The sequence below is a fragment of the Caldimonas caldifontis genome (genome assembly GCF_002930615.1).
GTDB lineage: Bacteria > Pseudomonadota > Gammaproteobacteria > Burkholderiales > Burkholderiaceae_C > Caldimonas > Caldimonas caldifontis.
Genome location: NZ_PSNX01000019.1, coordinates 17,954 through 36,286, shown reverse-complemented (window position 1 = coordinate 36,286; position 18,333 = coordinate 17,954). Strand labels below are relative to the sequence as shown.

At 68.1% G+C, this 18,333-nt stretch carries 15 protein-coding genes; 10 read left to right on the top strand and 5 right to left on the bottom strand.

Going from position 1 to position 18,333, the window contains the following annotated elements; all coding sequences use genetic code 11:
* Positions 1-81: 81 nt before the first annotated feature.
* Both pcp and C1704_RS16895 read right to left on the bottom strand, forming a co-directional pair.
* Positions 82-735, bottom strand: coding sequence for a pyroglutamyl-peptidase I (pcp, locus tag C1704_RS16900; protein ID WP_104303913.1), 654 nt, complete (start codon positions 733-735; stop codon positions 82-84).
* A 17-nt stretch (positions 736-752) separates the two neighbouring features.
* The gene (locus tag C1704_RS16895; RefSeq protein ID WP_104303912.1) at positions 753-1,808 is read right to left on the bottom strand and encodes a LacI family DNA-binding transcriptional regulator; all 1,056 of its coding nucleotides are present in this window, start codon (positions 1,806-1,808) and stop codon (positions 753-755) included.
* 81 nt (positions 1,809-1,889) lie between these two features.
* Here C1704_RS16895 and C1704_RS16890 point away from each other — a divergent pair, with 81 nt between their 5' ends.
* The 7 genes from C1704_RS16890 (at position 1,890) to C1704_RS16860 (ending at position 10,033) form a co-directional block, all read left to right on the top strand.
* On the top strand, positions 1,890-2,993 hold the full coding sequence (locus C1704_RS16890) for a glycoside hydrolase family 5 protein (RefSeq protein ID WP_104303911.1): 1,104 nt from the start codon (positions 1,890-1,892) through the stop codon (positions 2,991-2,993).
* Between the two features lie 237 nt (positions 2,994-3,230).
* Positions 3,231-4,472 (top strand): ABC transporter substrate-binding protein, encoded by a 1,242-nt coding sequence (locus C1704_RS16885; RefSeq protein ID WP_104303910.1) that lies wholly within the window; start codon positions 3,231-3,233, stop codon positions 4,470-4,472.
* Between the two features lie 40 nt (positions 4,473-4,512).
* Positions 4,513-5,508, top strand: a complete 996-nt coding sequence (locus C1704_RS16880; RefSeq protein ID WP_104303909.1) for a carbohydrate ABC transporter permease — start codon at positions 4,513-4,515, stop codon at positions 5,506-5,508.
* An 11-nt stretch (positions 5,509-5,519) separates the two neighbouring features.
* Positions 5,520-6,362, top strand: a complete 843-nt coding sequence (locus tag C1704_RS16875) for a carbohydrate ABC transporter permease (protein ID WP_104303908.1) — start codon at positions 5,520-5,522, stop codon at positions 6,360-6,362.
* A 27-nt stretch (positions 6,363-6,389) separates the two neighbouring features.
* Positions 6,390-7,700, top strand: coding sequence for a GH1 family beta-glucosidase (locus tag C1704_RS16870; RefSeq protein ID WP_104303915.1), 1,311 nt, complete (start codon positions 6,390-6,392; stop codon positions 7,698-7,700).
* A 1-nt stretch (position 7,701) separates the two neighbouring features.
* Positions 7,702-8,784: an ABC transporter ATP-binding protein gene (locus tag C1704_RS16865; RefSeq protein WP_104303907.1), complete on the top strand. Its 1,083-nt coding sequence runs from the start codon at positions 7,702-7,704 to the stop codon at positions 8,782-8,784.
* Between the two features lie 70 nt (positions 8,785-8,854).
* Positions 8,855-10,033 (top strand): carbohydrate porin, encoded by a 1,179-nt coding sequence (locus tag C1704_RS16860; protein ID WP_104303906.1) that lies wholly within the window; start codon positions 8,855-8,857, stop codon positions 10,031-10,033.
* 123 nt (positions 10,034-10,156) lie between these two features.
* Here the strand turns inward: C1704_RS16860 and C1704_RS16855 are convergent, their stop codons facing one another.
* Both C1704_RS16855 and C1704_RS16850 read right to left on the bottom strand, forming a co-directional pair.
* Positions 10,157-13,807: a hydantoinase B/oxoprolinase family protein gene (locus C1704_RS16855; protein ID WP_104303905.1), complete on the bottom strand. Its 3,651-nt coding sequence runs from the start codon at positions 13,805-13,807 to the stop codon at positions 10,157-10,159.
* A gap of 16 nt (positions 13,808-13,823) precedes the next feature.
* On the bottom strand, positions 13,824-14,378 hold the full coding sequence (locus tag C1704_RS16850) for a winged helix DNA-binding protein (RefSeq protein WP_104303904.1): 555 nt from the start codon (positions 14,376-14,378) through the stop codon (positions 13,824-13,826).
* A 248-nt stretch (positions 14,379-14,626) separates the two neighbouring features.
* Between C1704_RS16850 and C1704_RS16845 the strand changes: the two genes are divergently transcribed.
* Genes C1704_RS16845 through C1704_RS16835 form a run of 3 tightly spaced genes read left to right on the top strand, consistent with a single transcriptional unit; the run spans position 14,627 to position 17,396 of the window.
* Complete coding sequence (locus C1704_RS16845) at positions 14,627-15,595, top strand: TRAP transporter substrate-binding protein (RefSeq protein WP_104303903.1); 969 nt, start codon at positions 14,627-14,629, stop codon at positions 15,593-15,595.
* Positions 15,595-16,092, top strand: coding sequence for a TRAP transporter small permease (locus tag C1704_RS16840; RefSeq protein WP_104303902.1), 498 nt, complete (start codon positions 15,595-15,597; stop codon positions 16,090-16,092). The genes C1704_RS16845 and C1704_RS16840 overlap by 1 nt, the downstream gene beginning before the upstream one ends.
* Complete coding sequence (locus C1704_RS16835; RefSeq protein WP_104303901.1) at positions 16,092-17,396, top strand: TRAP transporter large permease; 1,305 nt, start codon at positions 16,092-16,094, stop codon at positions 17,394-17,396. The genes C1704_RS16840 and C1704_RS16835 overlap by 1 nt, the downstream gene beginning before the upstream one ends.
* A gap of 3 nt (positions 17,397-17,399) precedes the next feature.
* Here the strand turns inward: C1704_RS16835 and C1704_RS16830 are convergent, their stop codons facing one another.
* Positions 17,400-18,326 (bottom strand): lipase secretion chaperone, encoded by a 927-nt coding sequence (locus C1704_RS16830; protein ID WP_104303900.1) that lies wholly within the window; start codon positions 18,324-18,326, stop codon positions 17,400-17,402.
* Positions 18,327-18,333 lie beyond the last annotated feature (7 nt).

Here is an 18,333-nt window from a genome sequence, read left to right as displayed (position 1 = left end):
GCAGCGAATTGCTCGGGCGTGATTTCCATGCCCCCAAGTGTCCAATGCCCCGACCATCATCGCAATTAGTGTGAACACGCCCTAATCCAGCGCACCGCCACCCACCACCCGATCCACACGCTCGTGCAGCGCCGTCCGCAAGGCGATCAGAACGCCTTCGCGCATGGTCTCCAGCGCCATGCTCGCCGTCGGTGGCGCGAGGCGCGCGGCCTGCCCGGGCAGCAGGGGCACATGCATGAAGCCGCCGCGTGCGCCGGGATGCCGTGTGGCCAGGGCATGCATCAGGCCGTAGAACACGTGGTTGCACACGAAGGTGCCGGCGGTCTGTGAGACCGAGGCGGGCAGGCCCGCGGCGCGCAGGTCGGCGACGATGGCCTTGATGGGCAGGGTGCTGAAGTAGGCGGCCGGGCCGCCGGGCACCACGGGTGTGTCGATGGGCTGGCGGCCGGCGTTGTCGGGGATGCGGGCGTCGTTGAGGTTGATCGCGACACGCTCCACCGTGAGGTCCGCGCGGCTGCCGGCCTGGCCCAGCGCCAGAACCAGGCCGGGGCGGTGCGCATCGAGGGCCTGGTTGAGCACGGCCAGGGCATCATCGAAGACACAGGGCAGCACGAGACCGGTGATCTCGGCCTCGCCCACGCGCTGGCCGTGCAGTGCTTCGGCCAGAGCCTGCGAGGGGTTCAGGCGTTCGCCGCCGAAGGGCTCGAAGCCGGTGAGCAGGATGCGCGAGGTCATGCGCGCATTGTGGCGCCTCAGAGTCGGCGTGTGGTCTCGCGCACCACGAGTTCCATCGGCGGCAGCGTGATGGGCTCGACGGGGTGGCCCATCAGGCCGAGCAGGGTGCGCGCTGCATACAGGCCCACTTCGTAGATGGGCTGGCGCACGGTGGTCAGCGGCGGGGTGAGGTAAGCTGAGGCGGGCAGGTCGTCGAAACCCACGACCGAGACATCGTCCGGCACCCGCACCCCGCGGCGGTACAGGGCCATGCGTGCACCGTAGGCGCTCTGGTCGTTGGCGGCGAACACGGCCGTGAAGGACTCACCACTGTCGATCAGCCGGCTCATGGCCATCAGGCCGCCGCTTTCCATGAAGTCGCCTTGCACGACCAGGGCCGCATCGGCCGCCAGGCCGGCTTCCTGCAAGGCTCGGCGGTAGCCGGCCAGACGTTGCTGGGCGTCGTCATGGTCCTGCGGGCCGGTGATGTGGGCGATGCGGCGGTGGCCCAGGTTGATGAGGTGGCGGGTGGCGAGGTAGCCGCCCATTTCCTGGTCGAGCTGGCAGCTGCGCAGCTGGGGGCCGTCTACCTGGCGGCCGGTGGCCACCACGGGCTGATGCAGCGCGAAGGCCCGCACCTGTTCGTCGGACAGGTGGCCGGTGAGGATGATCAGGCCGTCGATGCGCCGCGCCATCAGCAGTTCGACGCGCTCGGCTTCTTCCTTCGCGTTCCAGTGCCCGCTCACGATGATGGGCGCGTAGCCGCTGCCGCTCAGGCCTTCTTCGATGCCCTTCATCGCCCGGCCGTAGAAGGGGCTCTCGACGTCCTGCGTGACGATGCCCACCGTCATCGTGGTGCCGGTCTTGAGGCTGCGGGCGAAGAGGTTGGGGCGGAAGTTGAGCTTCGCGATGGCCGCTTCGACGGCCGCGCGCTTGTCGGCCGCCACGCGGGCCGTGCCATTGAGGATGCGCGAGACGGTGCTGGGCGAGACGCCGGCCGCGCGGGCCACGTCGAGCACGGTCACGGCGGCGGGGGTGTCGAGGTCTGGGCTCACGGGCAGGGTGGTGAGGGATGGGTTGCGGTGGAGGTTCATGATAACGTTTTCAGGCCATTTTGGCAGGCCACTGCGCCAGAGGCTGTCTGGCGCCAATTCTGAAAACGGAGACACATCGTCATGAAACCCTTCCTGTACCGCGCTGCCGCACTGGCGGCCCTGGGGTGGGCCCTGGCCGCGCCGCCGGCCTGGGGCTGCTCCTTCGATCAGGCGCCCCAGGCGCGCGCCGAGAGCTGCAACCGCCTGCTGGCGCGCAGCATCAACTTCGGCAACATGCTCGAGCACGCCCGGGAGGGCCTGGCCGGGCCGATGCTGCGCGACGAGTTCATCACGCTCAGCGCCCAGGCGGGGTTCACGGCCATCCGGCTGCCCATCCGCTGGGATGCGCGTGCCTTCCTGAAGCCACCCTACACGATCTCGACCGAGTTCTTCGAGCGGGTCGATGGGGTGATCCGCCTCGCACAGGCCCAGGGGCTGGCGGTGATCCTGGACATGCACCACTACGCCGGGATGATGCTGGAGCCCCAGACCGAGCGCGAGCGCTTCCTGGCCCTGTGGCGCCAGGTGGCCGAGCACTACCGCGACGCACCGGCCACGGTGATGTTCGAACTGCTCAACGAGCCCCACCGGGAACTGACCCGCGCACGCTGGAACGAGGCCCTGGCGGCCGTGCTGCCGGTGGTGCGTGAGAGCAACCCCCACCGCACGCTGATCATCGGCGGCGGAGACTGGAACGCCGCCGACGCCCTGGCGGACCTGCGACTGCCGCGCGATGACCGCAACATCATCGCCACCTTCCACTACTACGAACCCATGGCCGTGACCCATCAGGGCGCCGAATGGGTGAGCGGGGCGGGCGACTGGGTGGGCACCACCTGGCGGGGCACGGCGGCCGAAAGAGCGAAGCTGCGCGCCGACTTCGACCGCGTGCAAGCCTGGGCGAGGGCCGAGCGCCGCCCGATCTTCCTGGGTGAATTCGGGGTCTATTCGCGTGCCGACGAAGCCACCCGCATCGCCTGGACCACGGCCGTTCGCCGCGAGGCCGAAGCGCGCGGATTCTCGTGGGCCTACTGGGAACTGGCCTCCAGTTTCGGCGTGCTGGAGCCGCTCACGCTCACCTGGCGCCGGCCCCTGCTGGAGGCCTTGCTGCCGAGCGCGCCGGTGTCGCCAGCCCCTCCTGGGACTTACCCTGGTTATCGCGATGAAACCGTGACACAGCGTTGACAACGTTTTCAGGCCTTGCTGAAATGCGGCCGTTCTGAAAACGCTTTCAGAAACCTGATGGATCGCGCACCGTGTGTGTCTCCCCCGCGATCCTTGAGGAAAGGCGCTTCAAGCCTTGCTGCATGGCAGCAAACCGACAAATGGTGGTGGCTCGGAGTGGCCTGTGTATAGGGTTTGTTAATGAAAACGATGCCATCCTGGCATCATCAAGCTCCGAAAGGGCGAGGAGACAAGACGATGAAGAAGATGTGGGCACCGCTGGTGGCAGCGGCCATGGGATGGGGTGTGGCGTGCGCGCAAACCGTGACGCTGAACGTGGCCTCCTTCCCGGACCTGGACCGGGGCATCAAGCTCGCCATCCCGCTGTACAAGAAGCTCAATCCCAACGTCGAAATCAAGCTGACCAGCCTGGCCTACGCCGACCACCACACGGCGATGACCACGGCTTTGGCCACCGGCGCCGGGCTGCCGGATGTGATGGCCATCGACATGGGCTTCATCGGCAAGTTCGCCGAGAGTGGCGGCATGGAGGACCTGAGCAAGGCGCCCTACAACGCTGGGCAGTTCCGCGACCAGGTGGCGCGCTTCACCTACCCGCTGGCCATGAGCGGCCAGGGCGTGATGGTGGGCATGCCGGTGGACATCGGTCCCGGCGCGCTCTTCTATCGCAAGGACTTGCTCGACCAGGCTGGCCTGAGCGAGGCAGATCTCACCCGGAGCTGGGAGTCCTACATCGAGTCGGGCAAGAAGCTCAAGGCGGCCACGGGCGCCTGGCTGCTGGCCAGTGCGGTGGACATCAAGGACATCTACATCCGCTCCAACCTCAAGGACGGTGAGGGCATCTACTTCAACAAGCAGGGTCAGCCGACCATCAACAATGCGCGCTTCCGCAAGGCCTTCGAGCTGGCCAAGGCGGCGCGCACGGCCGGCATCGACGGCAAGATCAGCGCGTGGTCCAACGAATGGAGCGAGGGCTTCAAGCGCGATCGCATCGCCTCGCAGATGATGGGGGCCTGGCTCGCCGGGCACCTCAACAACTGGCTCGCACCCGAGTCGAAGGGGAAATGGCGTTCGGCGCAGTTGCCGGGAGGGGCCTATGCCTCCTGGGGCGGCTCCTTCTATGGCATCCCGAAGAAAGCGCAGAACAAGCAGGCAGCCTGGGATTTCATCAAGTTCCTCACCACCAACAAGGAGATGCAGATCGAGGCCTTCCGCGGCATCGATGCCTTCCCCTCGCTGCTGGCGGCCCAGAACGACCCCTTCATCGAGCAACCGATCGAATACCTCGGTGGGCAGAAGGCCCGTGTGCTGTGGAAGGAAGCGGCCAGCCGCATCCCCGCGATGAGCGTGGACAAGTTCGACCCGGTGGCCGCCGAGGTGGTGAACGCCGAGCTGGAAAAGGTGCTGGAGCAGAACAAGGACATCGGCCAGGCCCTGGCCGACGCCCAGGCCCAGGTGCAGCGACGCGTGCGCCGCTGAGCAACCCCTTCCCGGCTCATACGACTTGGCTTCCGACCCCATGAACCCGAACACCCTGGCGGGCACCGCGCCGGTGACCGAGCGTGCGCCTGCCGCGACCCCACGGCCCGCCTGGTGGCGCCGCCCCTGGCTGTCGCGCCGCAGCGCACCATATCTCTTCATCAGCCCCTTCTTCATCCTGTTCGCGGTGTTCGGGCTCTTTCCGCTGCTGTTCTCGTTCTACCTGTCCTTCCACCGCTGGGATCCGGCGGCCGGCCTGGAGGCCATGCGCTGGGTGGGGCTGGAGAACTACGTCTACAGCCTGCGTGACGATGACTGGTTCCACAAGTCGCTCTACAACACGCTGTGGCTGGCCGTGGTGTCAGGCCTGCCGCAGCACCTGGTGGCGCTGCCGCTGGCCTTCTTCTTCCACCGCGCCCTGAAGCGTTCGCGCAACTTCGTGGTGGGCCTGTACTTCCTGCCCTTCATCACGTCCACCGTGGCGGTGTCGCTCGTGTTCTCGTCGCTGTTCTCGCGCGACTTCGGCGTGGTCAATGCGGTGCTCACCCCCCTCCACGACTTGCCGCTGATCGGCTGGCTCTTCCCGGAGCAGAACATCGACTGGGGCCAGCCCGGCTACACGAAGTGGATGATCGCCTTCGTGGTGTGGTGGCGCTACGTGGGCTGGAACGCGGTGCTGTACCTGTCGGCCATGCAGACCATCCCACGCGATCTCTATGAAGCGGCCGAGATGGACGGCGCCAAGGGCTGGCAGCAGTTCCGCTACATCACGCTGCCGCTGCTGCGCCCGATGATCTTCTTTGCGGTGACGCTCACCATCATCGGCAACCTGCAGCTCTTCGAGGAGCCCTTCATCCTGACAGGGGGCACCGGCGGCATCGACCAGGCCGGCAAGACCGCGGCCATGCACATGTACGCCACCGCTTTCGTGGACGGCGACTTCGGCACCGCCTCGGCCGTGGCCTGGCTGCTTTTCCTGATGATTGCCGCCGCCACCTGGGCGAACCATCGCCTGCTCGGCGGTCGGCGCGACTGAGGGCTTTGCCAATGACCACTTCCTCGCGCACCCTCACGCCGCAGACGCTGCTGGCCTACCTCGTCGTCGCCATCGGCGCGGCGATGATGCTCGGGCCCTTCTACTTCATGCTCGTGTTCGCCACCCACAGCAACCGGGAGATCCTCTCGATGCCACCACCGTTGTGGTTCGGCGATGCGCTGGCAGACAACCTGCGCCAGCTGCTCACCAGCCTGCCGCACTTCTGGAAGAACGTGGGCTGGAGCGTCTACATCGCGATGGCGTCCACGTTGCTGAACCTCTTCTTCTGCTCGCTGGCCGGCTACGCGTTCGCGATGTACCGTTTCCCGGGACGCGAATGGCTCTTCGGCGCGGTGATGGCCACCATGCTGCTGCCGGCCTTCGTGGGCATGATCCCCACCGCGCTCATCATGAGCTGGCTGGGATGGATGGACCAGCCGCGCGCGCTCTACATCCCGGGCGCGGTCGGGGCGCTGGGCATCTTCCTGATGCGCCAGTACATCGAGTCGGCCATCCCGCGCGAGCTGATCGATGCCGCCCGCATCGACGGCTGCGGCGAGTTCGCCATCTACTGGCGCATCGTGCTGCCGCTCATCGGGCCGGCCCTGGGCACGCTGGGCCTGATCACCTTCATCAGCTCGTGGAACAACTTCATCGGGCCGCTGATCGTGATCCGCGACATGGAGATGTACACCATCCCGTTGGCGCTGCGCTCGCTGCAAGGCACCGGCCAGATCCCCTGGGGCGCCATCTCGGCGGGCTCCGCGATCGCCGTGCTGCCTCTGCTCGCACTCTTCATGGTGGCCTCGCGCCGGCTCATCGAAGGCCTCACCGCTGGCGCCGTGAAATCCTGACCCTTCCGACCCACTAGGACTTTGTTCGTGACTGCACTTTCCTTCCCCCCCGGCTTCCTGTGGGGTGCTGCCACCAGCGCCTACCAGATCGAAGGCGCTGCCAACGAGGACGGGCGTGGCCCCTCGATCTGGGACCACTTCTCGCACCAGAGCGGCACCACCTTCCAGGGCCACACCGGCGACGTGGCCTGCGACCACTACCACCGCTATGAAAGCGACGTGGACCTGATGGCCACGCTGGGCCTGCAGGCCTATCGCTTCTCGATCTCGTGGCCGCGCGTGCAGCCGCTGGGTCAGGGCGCGTGGAACGACAAGGGTCTGGGCTTCTACGACCGCCTGGTGGACAAGCTCCTGTCCAGGGGCATCCAACCCCACGTGACGCTGTACCACTGGGACCTGCCGCAGGCCCTGCAGGAGCGTGGCGGCTGGGTGGTGCGCGACACGGCGCAGCGCTTTGCCGACTACGCCGACGTGATGGGCCGCCGCCTGGGCGACCGCGTGGCGGCGATCGCCACGCACAACGAGCCCTGGTGTGCGGCCACCCTCGGGCATGAGGTCGGCAAGTTCGCCCCGGGCTGGCGCGACCCGCAGGCGACCGTGCAGGTGGCGCACCACCTGCTGCTGTCGCATGGCCTGGCGCTGCAGGCCATGCGCGCCTCCGGCGTGCGTGCGCCGCTGGGCATCGTGCTCAACCAGTCCTCGGTCACACCGGCCACCGACAGCGCCGCCGACCGGGCCGAGGCGGAACGCCAGCTCGCCAGCTTCGTGCGCTGGTACATGGACCCGATCTTCCTGAAGCGCTATCCCGCGATCGATGGCCTGGCCTTCCATCCGGCCACTCGTGAAAACGATTTCTCGATCATCGCCCAACCGCTCGACTTCCTCGGCATCAACTACTACACGCGCATCTGGGCCTCGGCCGCCCAGCCCCCGGTGCCTGCGCCCAAGCTGCAGGGCGAGACCGACATGGGCTGGGAGATCTACCCGGAAGGCCTGACGGAGCTGCTCACCTGGCTGCACCGCAACTACCGCCTGCCGCCGATCTACATCACCGAAAACGGCATGGCCAACGCCGACCGGCTGGTGGACGGGGCCGTGGCCGACGCGCCGCGCATCGACTACCTGCGCGCCCATCTGCAGGCCCTGGCCCGTGCGATGGAAGCGGGCGTGGACGTGCGGGGCTACTTCTACTGGAGCCTGCTCGACAACTACGAGTGGGACTCGGGCTACGACAAGCGCTTCGGCCTGGTGCACGTGGACTACGACACCCAGGTGCGCACGCCCAAGGCCAGCGCGCACTGGTACCGCGACTTCATCGCCTCGCAGCGGAGGACCTGAGATGGCAGCCCTGACCCTGCGCGGCGTGCGCAAGAGCTATGGCCGGGGGATGGAGGTGATCCGCGGCATCGACCTGGACATTCCCGATGGCGAGTTCACGGTCTTCGTCGGTCCCTCGGGCTGCGGCAAGTCCACCCTGCTGCGCATGATCGCCGGCCTGGAAGACATCAACGACGGCGAGATCGTCCTGGGCGGCGAGCGCCTCAACCAGGTGCCTCCCTCGCAGCGCGGGGTGGCCATGGTCTTCCAGAGCTATGCCCTGTATCCCCACATGACCGTGGCCGAGAACATGGGCTTTGCGCTGAAGATGGCCGGCCGGCCCAGGGCCGAGATCGATGCCGCAGTGGGCCGCGCGGCCGAGATCCTGCAGATCGGGCCGCTGCTGTCGCGCAAGCCGCGCGAGCTGTCGGGCGGCCAGCGCCAGCGTGTGGCCATCGGCCGCGCCATCGTGCGCAAGCCCAAGGTCTTCCTCTTCGACGAGCCGCTGTCCAACCTGGACGCCGCCCTGCGCGTGCAGATGCGCATCGAGCTGTCGCGGCTGCATCGCGAGATCGGCAACACCATGGTCTATGTCACGCACGACCAGGTCGAGGCCATGACCCTGGGCGACCGCATCGCCGTCTTCAACGGCGGGCGCGTCGAGCAGGTGGGCGCACCCCTCACGCTCTACCAGCGCCCGGCCAACCGCTTCGTGGCCGGCTTCCTGGGCTCGCCGCGCATGAACTTCGTCGAGGGGCTGGCCGCCGACACCGGCACCGGGCTGCACCTGCAGGTGCATGGGGCCGGTGCGGTACCGCTGCCCACCGGGGTGGCGGCACCGGGCGAGGCCCTCACCCTGGGAGTGCGCCCCGAGCACCTGGCCCTGTGCCGAGAAGGCGAGGGCTGGGCGGCCCGCATCGACCTGGTGGAGCACCTGGGCGATGCGCTGATCGTGCACGCGAGCCTGCGCGGGCAGGGCCACGAGCCGCTGGCCCTGCGGCTGGCACCGAGCCACACCGAGCTGGCCGTGGGCCAGGCCGTGGGCCTGCGGCCCGACCCCCAGCACCTCCTGCTGTTCGACACCCAGGGCCGCGCCCTGCAGTGACCCCTTTCCCAACCGCCGGACTCGCCGGCCCTGTTCCTTCCCACCACAAGAGACGAGGAGATTCCTGACCATGAAAACCAAGATCCTGATCGCCGCCCTGGCCTGGGCCGGCCTGGCCAGCGCTGCCCATGCGGCGTCCATTGATTTCTCGGGCTACATGCGCGCGGGCACCGGCATCAACGCGCGCGGCGGCACGCAGGTGTGCTTCGGGCTGGCGGGCGCCGACACGAAATGGCGCCTGGGCAACGAGTGCGACTATGTGATCGAGCCCAACCTCAGCGCCAAGCTGGCCAGCTTCGAAGGCTCCGACTGGCATGTGCACTTCATGCCCAGCGTCTACCGTGCCTGGGGCCAGACCGAAGCCGGCACCGATGAACTCACCGCGCGCTTCGGCCAGGTCTATGCCTATGGCACCAACATCGCCGGCCTGGCCAATGGCAAGGTCTGGGCGGGTCGCCGTTTCTACAACCGCCTGCAGACCGGCATCAACGACCAGTTCCTGGAAATCAACGACGGCGACGGCGCCGGCATCGAGGACATGGACGTGGGCATCGGCAAGCTGAGCATCGGCTTCATGATGAACGGCCGCGGCCCCGCCAACGACAACCGCTATGCGCTGCCCATCCGCCTGACCGGCCTGCAGACCACGCCCAGCGGGGACCTCTCGATCTACGTCACGCCCTCGGGCCAGTTGAAGAGCCGCGACCAGACCACCGGTGTCGATCCCGCCGACCAGGACAACGGCCTGGCCGTGGGCCTGTACCAGCGCCTCAACGGGGTCATGGGCGGCAACTGGCTGTTCGGCTTCCGGCACGACAAGCAGGGAGAGTTGAAGAACACGCGCGGCATCGTCCAGTTCGGCGGCAAGATCACCGCGGGCACCAACCTGGACGTGGTGGGCGAATACCGCGTGCGCAAGGACGCTGCCGATGCCGGCAACAAGTGGTTTGCGCTGGGCGCACGCACTGACACGCACATCTCCGGGCCGTTCCGGGTGCTGCTGGAGGTGGGCCATGACCAGGTGAAGCCCGACGATGGCAGTGGCACGCGCCACATGACCAAGTTCACGCTGGCCGGTGCGGTGTCGGCCGGCAACGAGGCCTGGTCGCGCCCGACCATCCGCCTGTTCGTGACCCACGCGATCTGGAACGAGGCCGCACGCAACACGCTGACGGATCGTCTCCAACAGGTGTATGGTGACAAGAAGGCCGGCACCTCGATCGGCATCCAGGCCGAGACCTGGTGGTAAAAAGCAAAGGGTGACGCGTCTCGCGTCACCCCGGTTTTTTGGCAGGCCCCCGTGTGGGTGTGTTGCAGCGGTTGGGGAATCGCTTCGATCCGTCTCCTCCCGGTGGGCCTGCCTCCTTCATCGTCACCCCCGGGGCGGCCCCCAGCCCCCGCCGCCCGGGGTCTCGATCACGAAGACGTCACCGATACCCATCTCGGTGCTGCCGATGTGGGCCAGCACCTCGACGCTGCCGTCTGCACGCTCCACGCGGTTGACGCCCAGGGCGCCCGGCTCGCCGCCGGCCAGCCCGAAGGCCGGCACGGTGCGGCCGTTCGAGAGGATGGAGGCGGTCATGGGCTCCAGGAAGCGGATGCGGCGCACCCCGCCGTCGCCACCCCGCCAGCGGCCTGCGCCGCCCGAGCCGCGGCGGATCTCGTAGCTGTCCAGGCGCACGGGGTAGCGGAACTCCAGCACTTCGGGGTCGGTCAGGCGTGAGTTGGTCATGTGGGTCTGCACCACGCTCGTACCGTCGAAGCCGCCCACCACCTGGCCTTGCGCATCGGTGAGGACACCCGCGCCCGAGCCGCCCGAGATGGTCTCGTAGTACTGGTAGCGGTCGTTGCCGAAGGTGAAGTTGTTCATCGTGCACTGACTGGCCGCGAGCACGCCCAGGGCGCCGTAGAGGGCGTTGGTGATGCAGGTGGACGTTTCCACGTTGCCCGCCACCACCGAGGCCGGCGGGTGGGGGTTGAGCATCGAGCCTTCCGGCACGATCACCTCCAGCGGCTTGAGGCAGCCGGCGTTGAGCGGGATGTCGTCGTCCACCAGCGTGCGGAAGACGTAGAGCACCGCCGCCATGCACACCGCCTTGGGCGCGTTGAAGTTGTTGTGCAGCTGGGCCGAGGTGCCGGTGAAGTCGATCACCGCGCTGCGCTGAGCCTGATCCACGCGGATGGCCACCTGGATGCGCGCGCCGTTGTCCAGCGGCAGCGTGAACTGCCCGTCCTTCAGCGCGGTGATGACACGGCGCACCGACTCCTCGGCGTTGTCCTGCACGTGCCCCATGTAGGCCTGCACCACCTCCAGGCCGAACTGCTCGACCATCTTGCGCAGCTCCTGCACGCCCTTCTCGTTGGCGGCGATCTGCGCCTTCAGGTCGGCCAGGTTCTGCTGCGGGTTGCGCGAGGGGTATTCGCCACTGGCCAGCAAGGCGAGGATCTCCTTCTCGCGCAGCACACCCCCCTCGACGAGCTTGACGTTGTCGATCTGCACGCCCTCTTCCTCGATGCGCGTGGAGAAGGGGGGCATGGAGCCGGGGGTGGTGCCGCCGATGTCGGCATGGTGGCCGCGCGAGCCCACGTAGAACAGCACGCGTGCGCCGGCGTCGTCGAAGACGGGCGTCACCACCGTCACGTCGGGCAGGTGGGTGCCGCCGTGGTAGGGGTCGTTGAGCACATAGACGTCGCCCGGGCGCATGCCGGGGTTGCGCGCGATGACGGTCTTGATCGACTCGCTCATCGAGCCCAGATGCACCGGCATGTGGGGCGCATTGGCAATGAGGTTGCCTTCGGCGTCGAAGAGGGCGCAGGAGAAGTCCAGCCGCTCCTTGATGTTCACCGAGTAGGCGGTGTTCTGCAGCTGCAGGCCCATCTGCTCGGCGATGTTCATGAAGAGGTTGTTGAAGACCTCCAGCATCACCGGGTCGACCGAGGTGCCGATGGCCTTGCGCTGGGTGCGCGCCTCGACACGGTCGAGCACCAGGTGGTCGAACTCGGTCACCCGTGCCTGCCAGCCAGGCTCGACCACGGTGGTGGCGTTGCGTTCGGCGATGATGGCCGGGCCGGCGATCACATGGCCAGGTTGCGTGTGCTCGCGCACCACCAGCGAGGCCGGCCACCAACGGCCGCCGCTGAACAGCTCGACCTGGGCGGCCACCGGGGCGGGGGCTTCGGTGGCCACCTCGTGGCGGGGCTCGGCGGGCGCTTCGCCGGCCCCCACGGCTTCCACCGACACTGCCTCCACCACGAGGCCGCGGCCCTGCATCAGGAAGGCGAAGCGCTGGCGATAGGCGGCCTCGAAGGCTTCCTGCGTCTGCGCCACCGTGCCCAGCGGCACCGACAGGGCGGTGTCGGTGCCTTCGTAGCGCACCCGGGCGCGACGCTCGGTGTACACGTGGCGGGTGTTCACGCCCTGGGCCAGGAGGTCCTCGCGCGCCTCGCACTCCAGGGCCTCGACCTGGGCCGCCAGGGCTGTCAGTTCCGCCTCGTTCAGCGGCCGCTCGACCGCTGCCTCGCGCATCACGCGCTGATCGGCCAGGCCCATGCCGTAGGCCGAGAGCACACCGGCCAGCGGATGCACGAAGACGCGCGTCATGCCCAGCGCATCGGCCACCAGGCAGGCATGCTGGCCGCCCGCGCCGCCGAAGCACTGCAGGGTGTAGCGGGTCACGTCATAGCCGCGTGCCACCGAGATCTTCTTGATCGCGTTGGCCATGCTGCCCACGGCGATGTCGATGAAGCCCTCGGCCACCGCCTCGGGCGAACGCTTCACGCCGGTGGCTGCCTCGATGTCCGCCGCCAGGGCGGTGAACTTCTCGACCACCACCTGGCGGTCGAGCGCCTGGTCGGCGTTGGGGCCGAACACCTTGGGGAAGTGCGCCGGCTGGATCTTGCCCAGCATCACGTTGGCATCGGTCACGGTGAGCGGGCCGCCGCGGCGGTAGCAGGCCGGTCCGGGGTTGGCGCCGGCGCTGTGCGGCCCGGCACGGAAGCGTGAGCCGTCGAAGGCCAGGATGGAGCCGCCGCCGGCGGCCACGGTGTGGATGCTCATCATCGGTGCGCGCATGCGCACGCCGGCCACCTGGGTCTCGAAGGCGCGCTCGAACTCGCCGGCGTAGTGCGACACGTCGGTGGAGGTGCCGCCCATGTCGAAGCCGATGACCCGGACGTTCCCGCGGTCGAACCCCGCCAGCTCGGCCGTGCGCACCATGCCGACGATGCCGCCGGCCGGGCCCGAGAGGATGGCGTCCTTGCCCTGGAAGCGGTCGGCCTGGGTGAGACCGCCGCTGGACTGCATGAAGTACAGCGGCACGCCCGGCATCTCGCCCGCCACCTGTTCCACGTAGCGGCGCAGGATGGGCGAGAGGTAGGCATCGACCACGGTGGTGTCGCCGCGCGAGACGAACTTCATCAGCGGGCTCACCTCGTGAGAGACCGACACCTGGGTGAAGCCGATATGGCGCGCCAGGTCGGCGGCCTCGCGTTCGTGGGCCGTGTGGCGGTAGCCATGCATGAAGACGATGGCGCAGGCACGGATGCCGTCGGCATAGGCGGCTTCCAGGGCCGCGCGCAGGGCGCCGGCATCGAGCGGCTGCACCACCTCGCCGTCGGCGCCGATGCGCTCGTCGGCCTCGATCACCTGCTCGTAGAGCAGCTCGGGCAGCACGATGTGGCGATCGAAGAGTCGCGGGCGGTTCTGGTAGGCGATGCGCAGCGCATCGCGGAAGCCTCGTGTGGTGACCAGCAGGGTGCGGTCGCCCTTGCGTTCCAGCAGCGCGTTGGTGGCCACGGTGGTGCCCATCTTCACGCACTCGACCTGGGCCGGCGTGATGAGCTCGCCGGGCCCCAGGCCCAGCAGCCTGCGGATGCCGGCCACCGCGGCGTCGCGGTACTGCTCGGGGTTCTCGGACAGAAGCTTGGCCGTGGTGATCGAGCCGTCCGGGCGCCGCGCGACGATGTCGGTGAAGGTGCCGCCCCGGTCGATCCAGAACTGCCAGCGGGAGGGGGTGGTGCTCATCGGGGTCTCCATCGGTTCAGAGCGAGGCGGCCGCTCGCGCCGCCTGGTCGTACACGCCCGAGAGCACGCGCAGCAGCCGGGCCAGCTCGCCGATCTCGTGATTGAGCGTCTCGTTCGCGTTCAGCGCGCTCACCAGGCAGGCTTCGCGGATCTCCCGGTAGCGCTCGACGTGGCGGCGCCCCGCGTCGGTGGTGGCGTAGGTCACGTCCTTGCCGTTGCGGCTGGACTCGACCACGCCCAGGTTCTGCAACTTCTTCAGCGAGTAGTTGATGAGATGCGTGTCCTCGACATTCATGATGAAGCAGATGTCCGACAGGCGCTTGCCCCGGGCGCGATGGTTGACGTGATGGAGCACCAGCACATCCAGCGGTGTGAGTTCACGCAGGCCCGCGGCCGCCATGCAGTGCACGATCCAGCGCGAAAAGGCATTGTTCGAGACGATGAGGCCAAACTCGAACTCGCTCAGCTCGCTGCTGCGCGGCGACACCAGGTGAGCCGAGGACACGATGGGCCGGCGCGTCTCGGTTGGCGCGCCGGCGGCCGAGGGGGTGGAAGTCTTGCGGCGGGACATGGTTCTCCTCCTGGGTGCAGGCTCGATGCACCGAAACCGATCATGGCAGGCCACCCTGGGGCGAGGTCTGCCCAGTTAATGTACGCTCTTCTACGACGTTTTATCGACAAAATGTCGACATGACGGGAAAACACTGATCCCGGATCGGCGGCAACTCACTACATTGGGGATCGCGCCCTGGCCCCGATCTTGCGAGGCCAGCCTCACCCGCGGCGCTGCCTGCCGCACCGGAATGTCTGGAGGTTTCCATGTTCAAGTCCTCTCTCGTCGCCGCCGCGTTGGTGAGCTTTGCCGCCACGGCCTTCGCACAGACCAAGTGGGACCTGCCCACTGCCTACCCTGCCTCGAACTTCCACACCGTGAACATCACGCAGTTCGCCAAGGACGTGGGCGACGCCACCGGAGGCAAACTGGCCATCACGGTGCACCCGGGCGCCTCGCTCTTCAAGGCGCCCGAGATCAAGCGCGCCGTGCAGGGCAACCAGGCGCAGGCCGGCGAGATCCTGCTGGTGAACTTCCAGAACGAATGGCAGCCCTTCGGCCTGGACGGCATCCCCTTCCTGGCCGACAGCTATGACGCAGCCCGCAAGCTCTATGCGGCGCAGAAGCCGGCGCTGCAGAAGAAGCTCGGCGAGCAGGGCATGATGCTGCTCTACGCCGTGGCCTGGCCGCCCCAGGGCATCTACAGCAAGACACCGCTGAATTCGGCCGCCGACCTCAAGGGCAGCAAGTGGCGCGCCTACAGCCCGGCCACCTCGCGCATCGCCGAACTGGTGGGCGCGCAAGCTGTCACGGTGCAGGCGGCCGAGTTGTCTCAGGCCTTGGCCACCGGTGTGGTCGAGTCGATGATGACTTCGGGCGCCACTGGCGTGGACAGCAAGCTTTTCGAGCACCTGAAGTTCTATTACGACACCCAGGCCTGGCTGCCCAAGAACGCGGTGATCGTGAACAAGCGGGCCTTCGACGCGCTGGACAAGGCCACGCAGGACGCCGTGCTGAAGGCCGCCGCTGCCGCCGAGGAGCGAGGCTGGGCTGCGAGCCAGCGCGTCAACACCGACACGCTGGCGACGCTTCGAACCAACGGCATGACGGTGCAGCCGCCCTCGGCCGCGCTGAAGAGCGACATGCAAAAGGTCGGCGAGGTGCTGCTGAAGGAATGGCTGGAAAAAGCCGGCCCTGAAGGCCAGGCGATCGTCGATGCCTACAAGAAGATGTGATGCGCCGTCTCCTGGATGCACTCTATGACGGCGCGGCGGTGCTCGCCGCGCTGTGCATGATCGGCACGCTGCTCATGGTGCTGGGCAGCGTGATCGATCGTTTCCATCGTCTGCCACTTCGGGGCATGGATGCCTATGCCGGCTACTTCATGGCGGCCGCGGCCTTCCTGTCGCTGGCGCACACGCTCAAGCGTGGGGAGCACATCCGCGTGACGCTGGTGCTCAATGCGCTCGGCGCCCGGGGGCGGCGCGCGCTCGAGCTGTGGAGCCTGTCGGTGGCGGTGGGCCTGTCGGGGCTCTTCGCGTTCTACAGCGCCCGGCTGGCCTGGCAGTCGCGCAGCTTCCACGACATCTCCACCGGCATCGACGCGACACCGCTTTGGATCCCGCAACTGGCCATGGCCGTGGGCACCCTGTTGCTCTTCGTGGCGTTCGTGGATGAATGGTGGCTGGCACTGCGCGGCCGTGTGGCTGATGTGCGCGAGGTGGGCGCCTGATGGACGACCTGCTCATCACCACCCTGCTCGTGCTCAGCCTCTTTGCCCTGCTGGGCAGCGGCGTGTGGATCGGCCTCACCCTCACCGGGGTGGCCTGGATCGGCATGCAGCTCTTCAGCGCGCGGCCTGCGGGCGATGCGATGGCGCTCACCATCTGGGGCTCGGCGTCGAGCTGGACGCTCACGACCTTGCCGCTGTTCGTCTGGATGGGCGAGATCCTCTTTCGCACCAAGCTGTCGGAGGACATGTTCAAGGGCCTGGCGCCTTGGATGAACCGCCTGCCGGGCCGCTTGCTGCACACCAACATCCTGGGCTGCACCCTCTTTGCGGCGGTGTCGGGCTCGTCGGCGGCCACCTGTGCCACGGTCGGCAAGATGGCGTTGCCTGAACTGAAGCGGCGTGGATACCCCGACGGCATCGTGGTGGGTTCGCTGGCCGGTGCAGGCACCCTGGGCCTCTTGATCCCGCCCTCGCTGATCATGATCGTCTATGGCGTCACGGCGGATGTGTCGATTGCGCGACTGTTTGCCGCCGGGGTGTTTCCGGGATTGCTGGTGGCCGGCCTGCTCATGGCCTATGTGATGCTCTGGGCCGCCTTCCATCGCGACCAGGTGCCCGCCGCCGATCCGGGGATGTCCTTCCTCGACAAGCTCAAGGCGTCACGCAGCCTCATCCCGGTCGTGCTGCTCATCCTCGCCGTGCTGGGCTCCATCTACACCGGCGTGGCCACGGCCACCGAGGCCGCGGCGCTGGGCGTGGTGGGGGCGCTGCTGCTCTCAGCCGCCCAGGGGTCGCTGAACTGGCGCACCTTCCGCGACTCGCTCATGGGCGCCACGCGCCTGTACTGCATGATCGCGCTCATCCTTGCGGGAGCGGCCTTCCTCACGCTGTCGATGGGCTATATCGGCCTGCCGCGCCACCTGGCCGAATGGATCGGCTCGCTGGGCCTGTCGCCGCTGGCCCTGCTGGTGGCGCTGATGGTGTTCTACATCCTGCTGGGCTGTTTCCTCGACGGCATCTCGATGATCGTGCTCACCATGGGTGTGGTGCTGCCCATCGTGCAGGGCGCCGGCATCGACCTGATCTGGTTCGGCATCTTCCTCGTCATCGTCGTGGAGATGGCGCAGATCACGCCGCCGGTGGGCTTCAACCTCTTCGTGCTCCAGGGCATGACGGGGCGAGAGCTGCCCTGGATCGCGCGCCAGGCGGCCCCGATGTTCGTGCTGATGATGGGGGCGCTGGGCTTGATCTACGTCTTCCCCGAGATCGCCACCTGGTTGCCGCAGCAGGTGATGCGGCGCTGAGGTTCAAAGGCCGAGCAGGACCCTCACGCGCAACTGTTCGTGTGCGTCGAAGTGGCTGGTGATCCAGCCCTCGACGGCCTCCTGCCGCTGAGGCTCGGACAAGTGCGGGGCCTGCTGCAGGGCCCGCACCTGCTCGCGGGCCTGGGCCAGCCGGGCCTGCCAGCGGGCCTCGGCCTCGTCTTCGGCGCGCAGCCGCTCGGCGGCCTCGGCCCCGTACCGGGCCACACGACGCTGGTGCAGCTCGTCGGCACTGAGCTGCGGGTCGGGGTGCAGCCAGGTGGGCTCGGCGGCGCGCCCCGATGAGCCGGCCGGCCCGGCCCGTTCCGCCTGTCGCCGCAGGGCGTCCTCTTCCTCGCGATAGAAGGCCTCGGCCCAGGCCGGGCCGAGGATCTCGCGCCGCGCCCGCTGGCGCTCGGCCAGGGCCTGCGTCCAGGTCTGCGGGTCATCGAGCCGCGCCTCTGTCGTGTAGCGCTGCTCCTGCAGCGTGATGTAGCGCGCCCACACGGCCATGATCTCGGCGCTGGCCGTCGGCCCCACGTCGCGCAGCGTGCGGTCGAGCAGCCAGCTGCTCAGCTCGTCGAGGTTGACCTCGCCCAGCGTGGTCAGCAACTGGTCGAAGCGACGGCGCAAGGCCAGGCTGGGCTGGAGCCGCCCCTGGCCGTCCACGCCCCAGTCGCCATCGAGGGAGGCATCGCGAAGCGAGCCCTCCACGAACAGTGCGTGATCGACGTCGGCCACCGAGCGTGCCAGGGCCGGGCCCAGGCTGCGCAGCGGCGACGGCGCCGCACCCATCAGGCTGAAGCCTTCGGCTCGGCCCAGCGCCGCAGCGGGCGGGGCCTCGGCCGTGGGCTCGTCCTGGGCATAGCCCCAGGCGATCACGGCGGCCACCGCCGCAGCACCCAGGATCAGCGCGAGGGAGCGGGTCGCCATCGCAGCG

Coding starts and splice junctions, on each gene's coding strand:
- C1704_RS16890 (WP_104303911.1), top strand. CDS start 1,890: ATGAAACCCTTCCTGTACCGCGCTGCCGCACTGGCGGCCCTGGGGTGG.
- C1704_RS16880 (WP_104303909.1), top strand. CDS start 4,513: ATGAACCCGAACACCCTGGCGGGCACCGCGCCGGTGACCGAGCGTGCG.
- C1704_RS16855 (WP_104303905.1), bottom strand. CDS start 13,807: ATGAGCACCACCCCCTCCCGCTGGCAGTTCTGGATCGACCGGGGCGGC.
- C1704_RS16860 (WP_104303906.1), top strand. CDS start 8,855: ATGAAAACCAAGATCCTGATCGCCGCCCTGGCCTGGGCCGGCCTGGCC.
- C1704_RS16895 (WP_104303912.1), bottom strand. CDS start 1,808: ATGAACCTCCACCGCAACCCATCCCTCACCACCCTGCCCGTGAGCCCA.
- C1704_RS16840 (WP_104303902.1), top strand. CDS start 15,595: ATGCGCCGTCTCCTGGATGCACTCTATGACGGCGCGGCGGTGCTCGCC.
- pcp (WP_104303913.1), bottom strand. CDS start 735: ATGACCTCGCGCATCCTGCTCACCGGCTTCGAGCCCTTCGGCGGCGAA.
- C1704_RS16845 (WP_104303903.1), top strand. CDS start 14,627: ATGTTCAAGTCCTCTCTCGTCGCCGCCGCGTTGGTGAGCTTTGCCGCC.
- C1704_RS16875 (WP_104303908.1), top strand. CDS start 5,520: ATGACCACTTCCTCGCGCACCCTCACGCCGCAGACGCTGCTGGCCTAC.
- C1704_RS16885 (WP_104303910.1), top strand. CDS start 3,231: ATGAAGAAGATGTGGGCACCGCTGGTGGCAGCGGCCATGGGATGGGGT.
- C1704_RS16865 (WP_104303907.1), top strand. CDS start 7,702: ATGGCAGCCCTGACCCTGCGCGGCGTGCGCAAGAGCTATGGCCGGGGG.
- C1704_RS16850 (WP_104303904.1), bottom strand. CDS start 14,378: ATGTCCCGCCGCAAGACTTCCACCCCCTCGGCCGCCGGCGCGCCAACC.
- C1704_RS16830 (WP_104303900.1), bottom strand. CDS start 18,326: ATGGCGACCCGCTCCCTCGCGCTGATCCTGGGTGCTGCGGCGGTGGCC.
- C1704_RS16835 (WP_104303901.1), top strand. CDS start 16,092: ATGGACGACCTGCTCATCACCACCCTGCTCGTGCTCAGCCTCTTTGCC.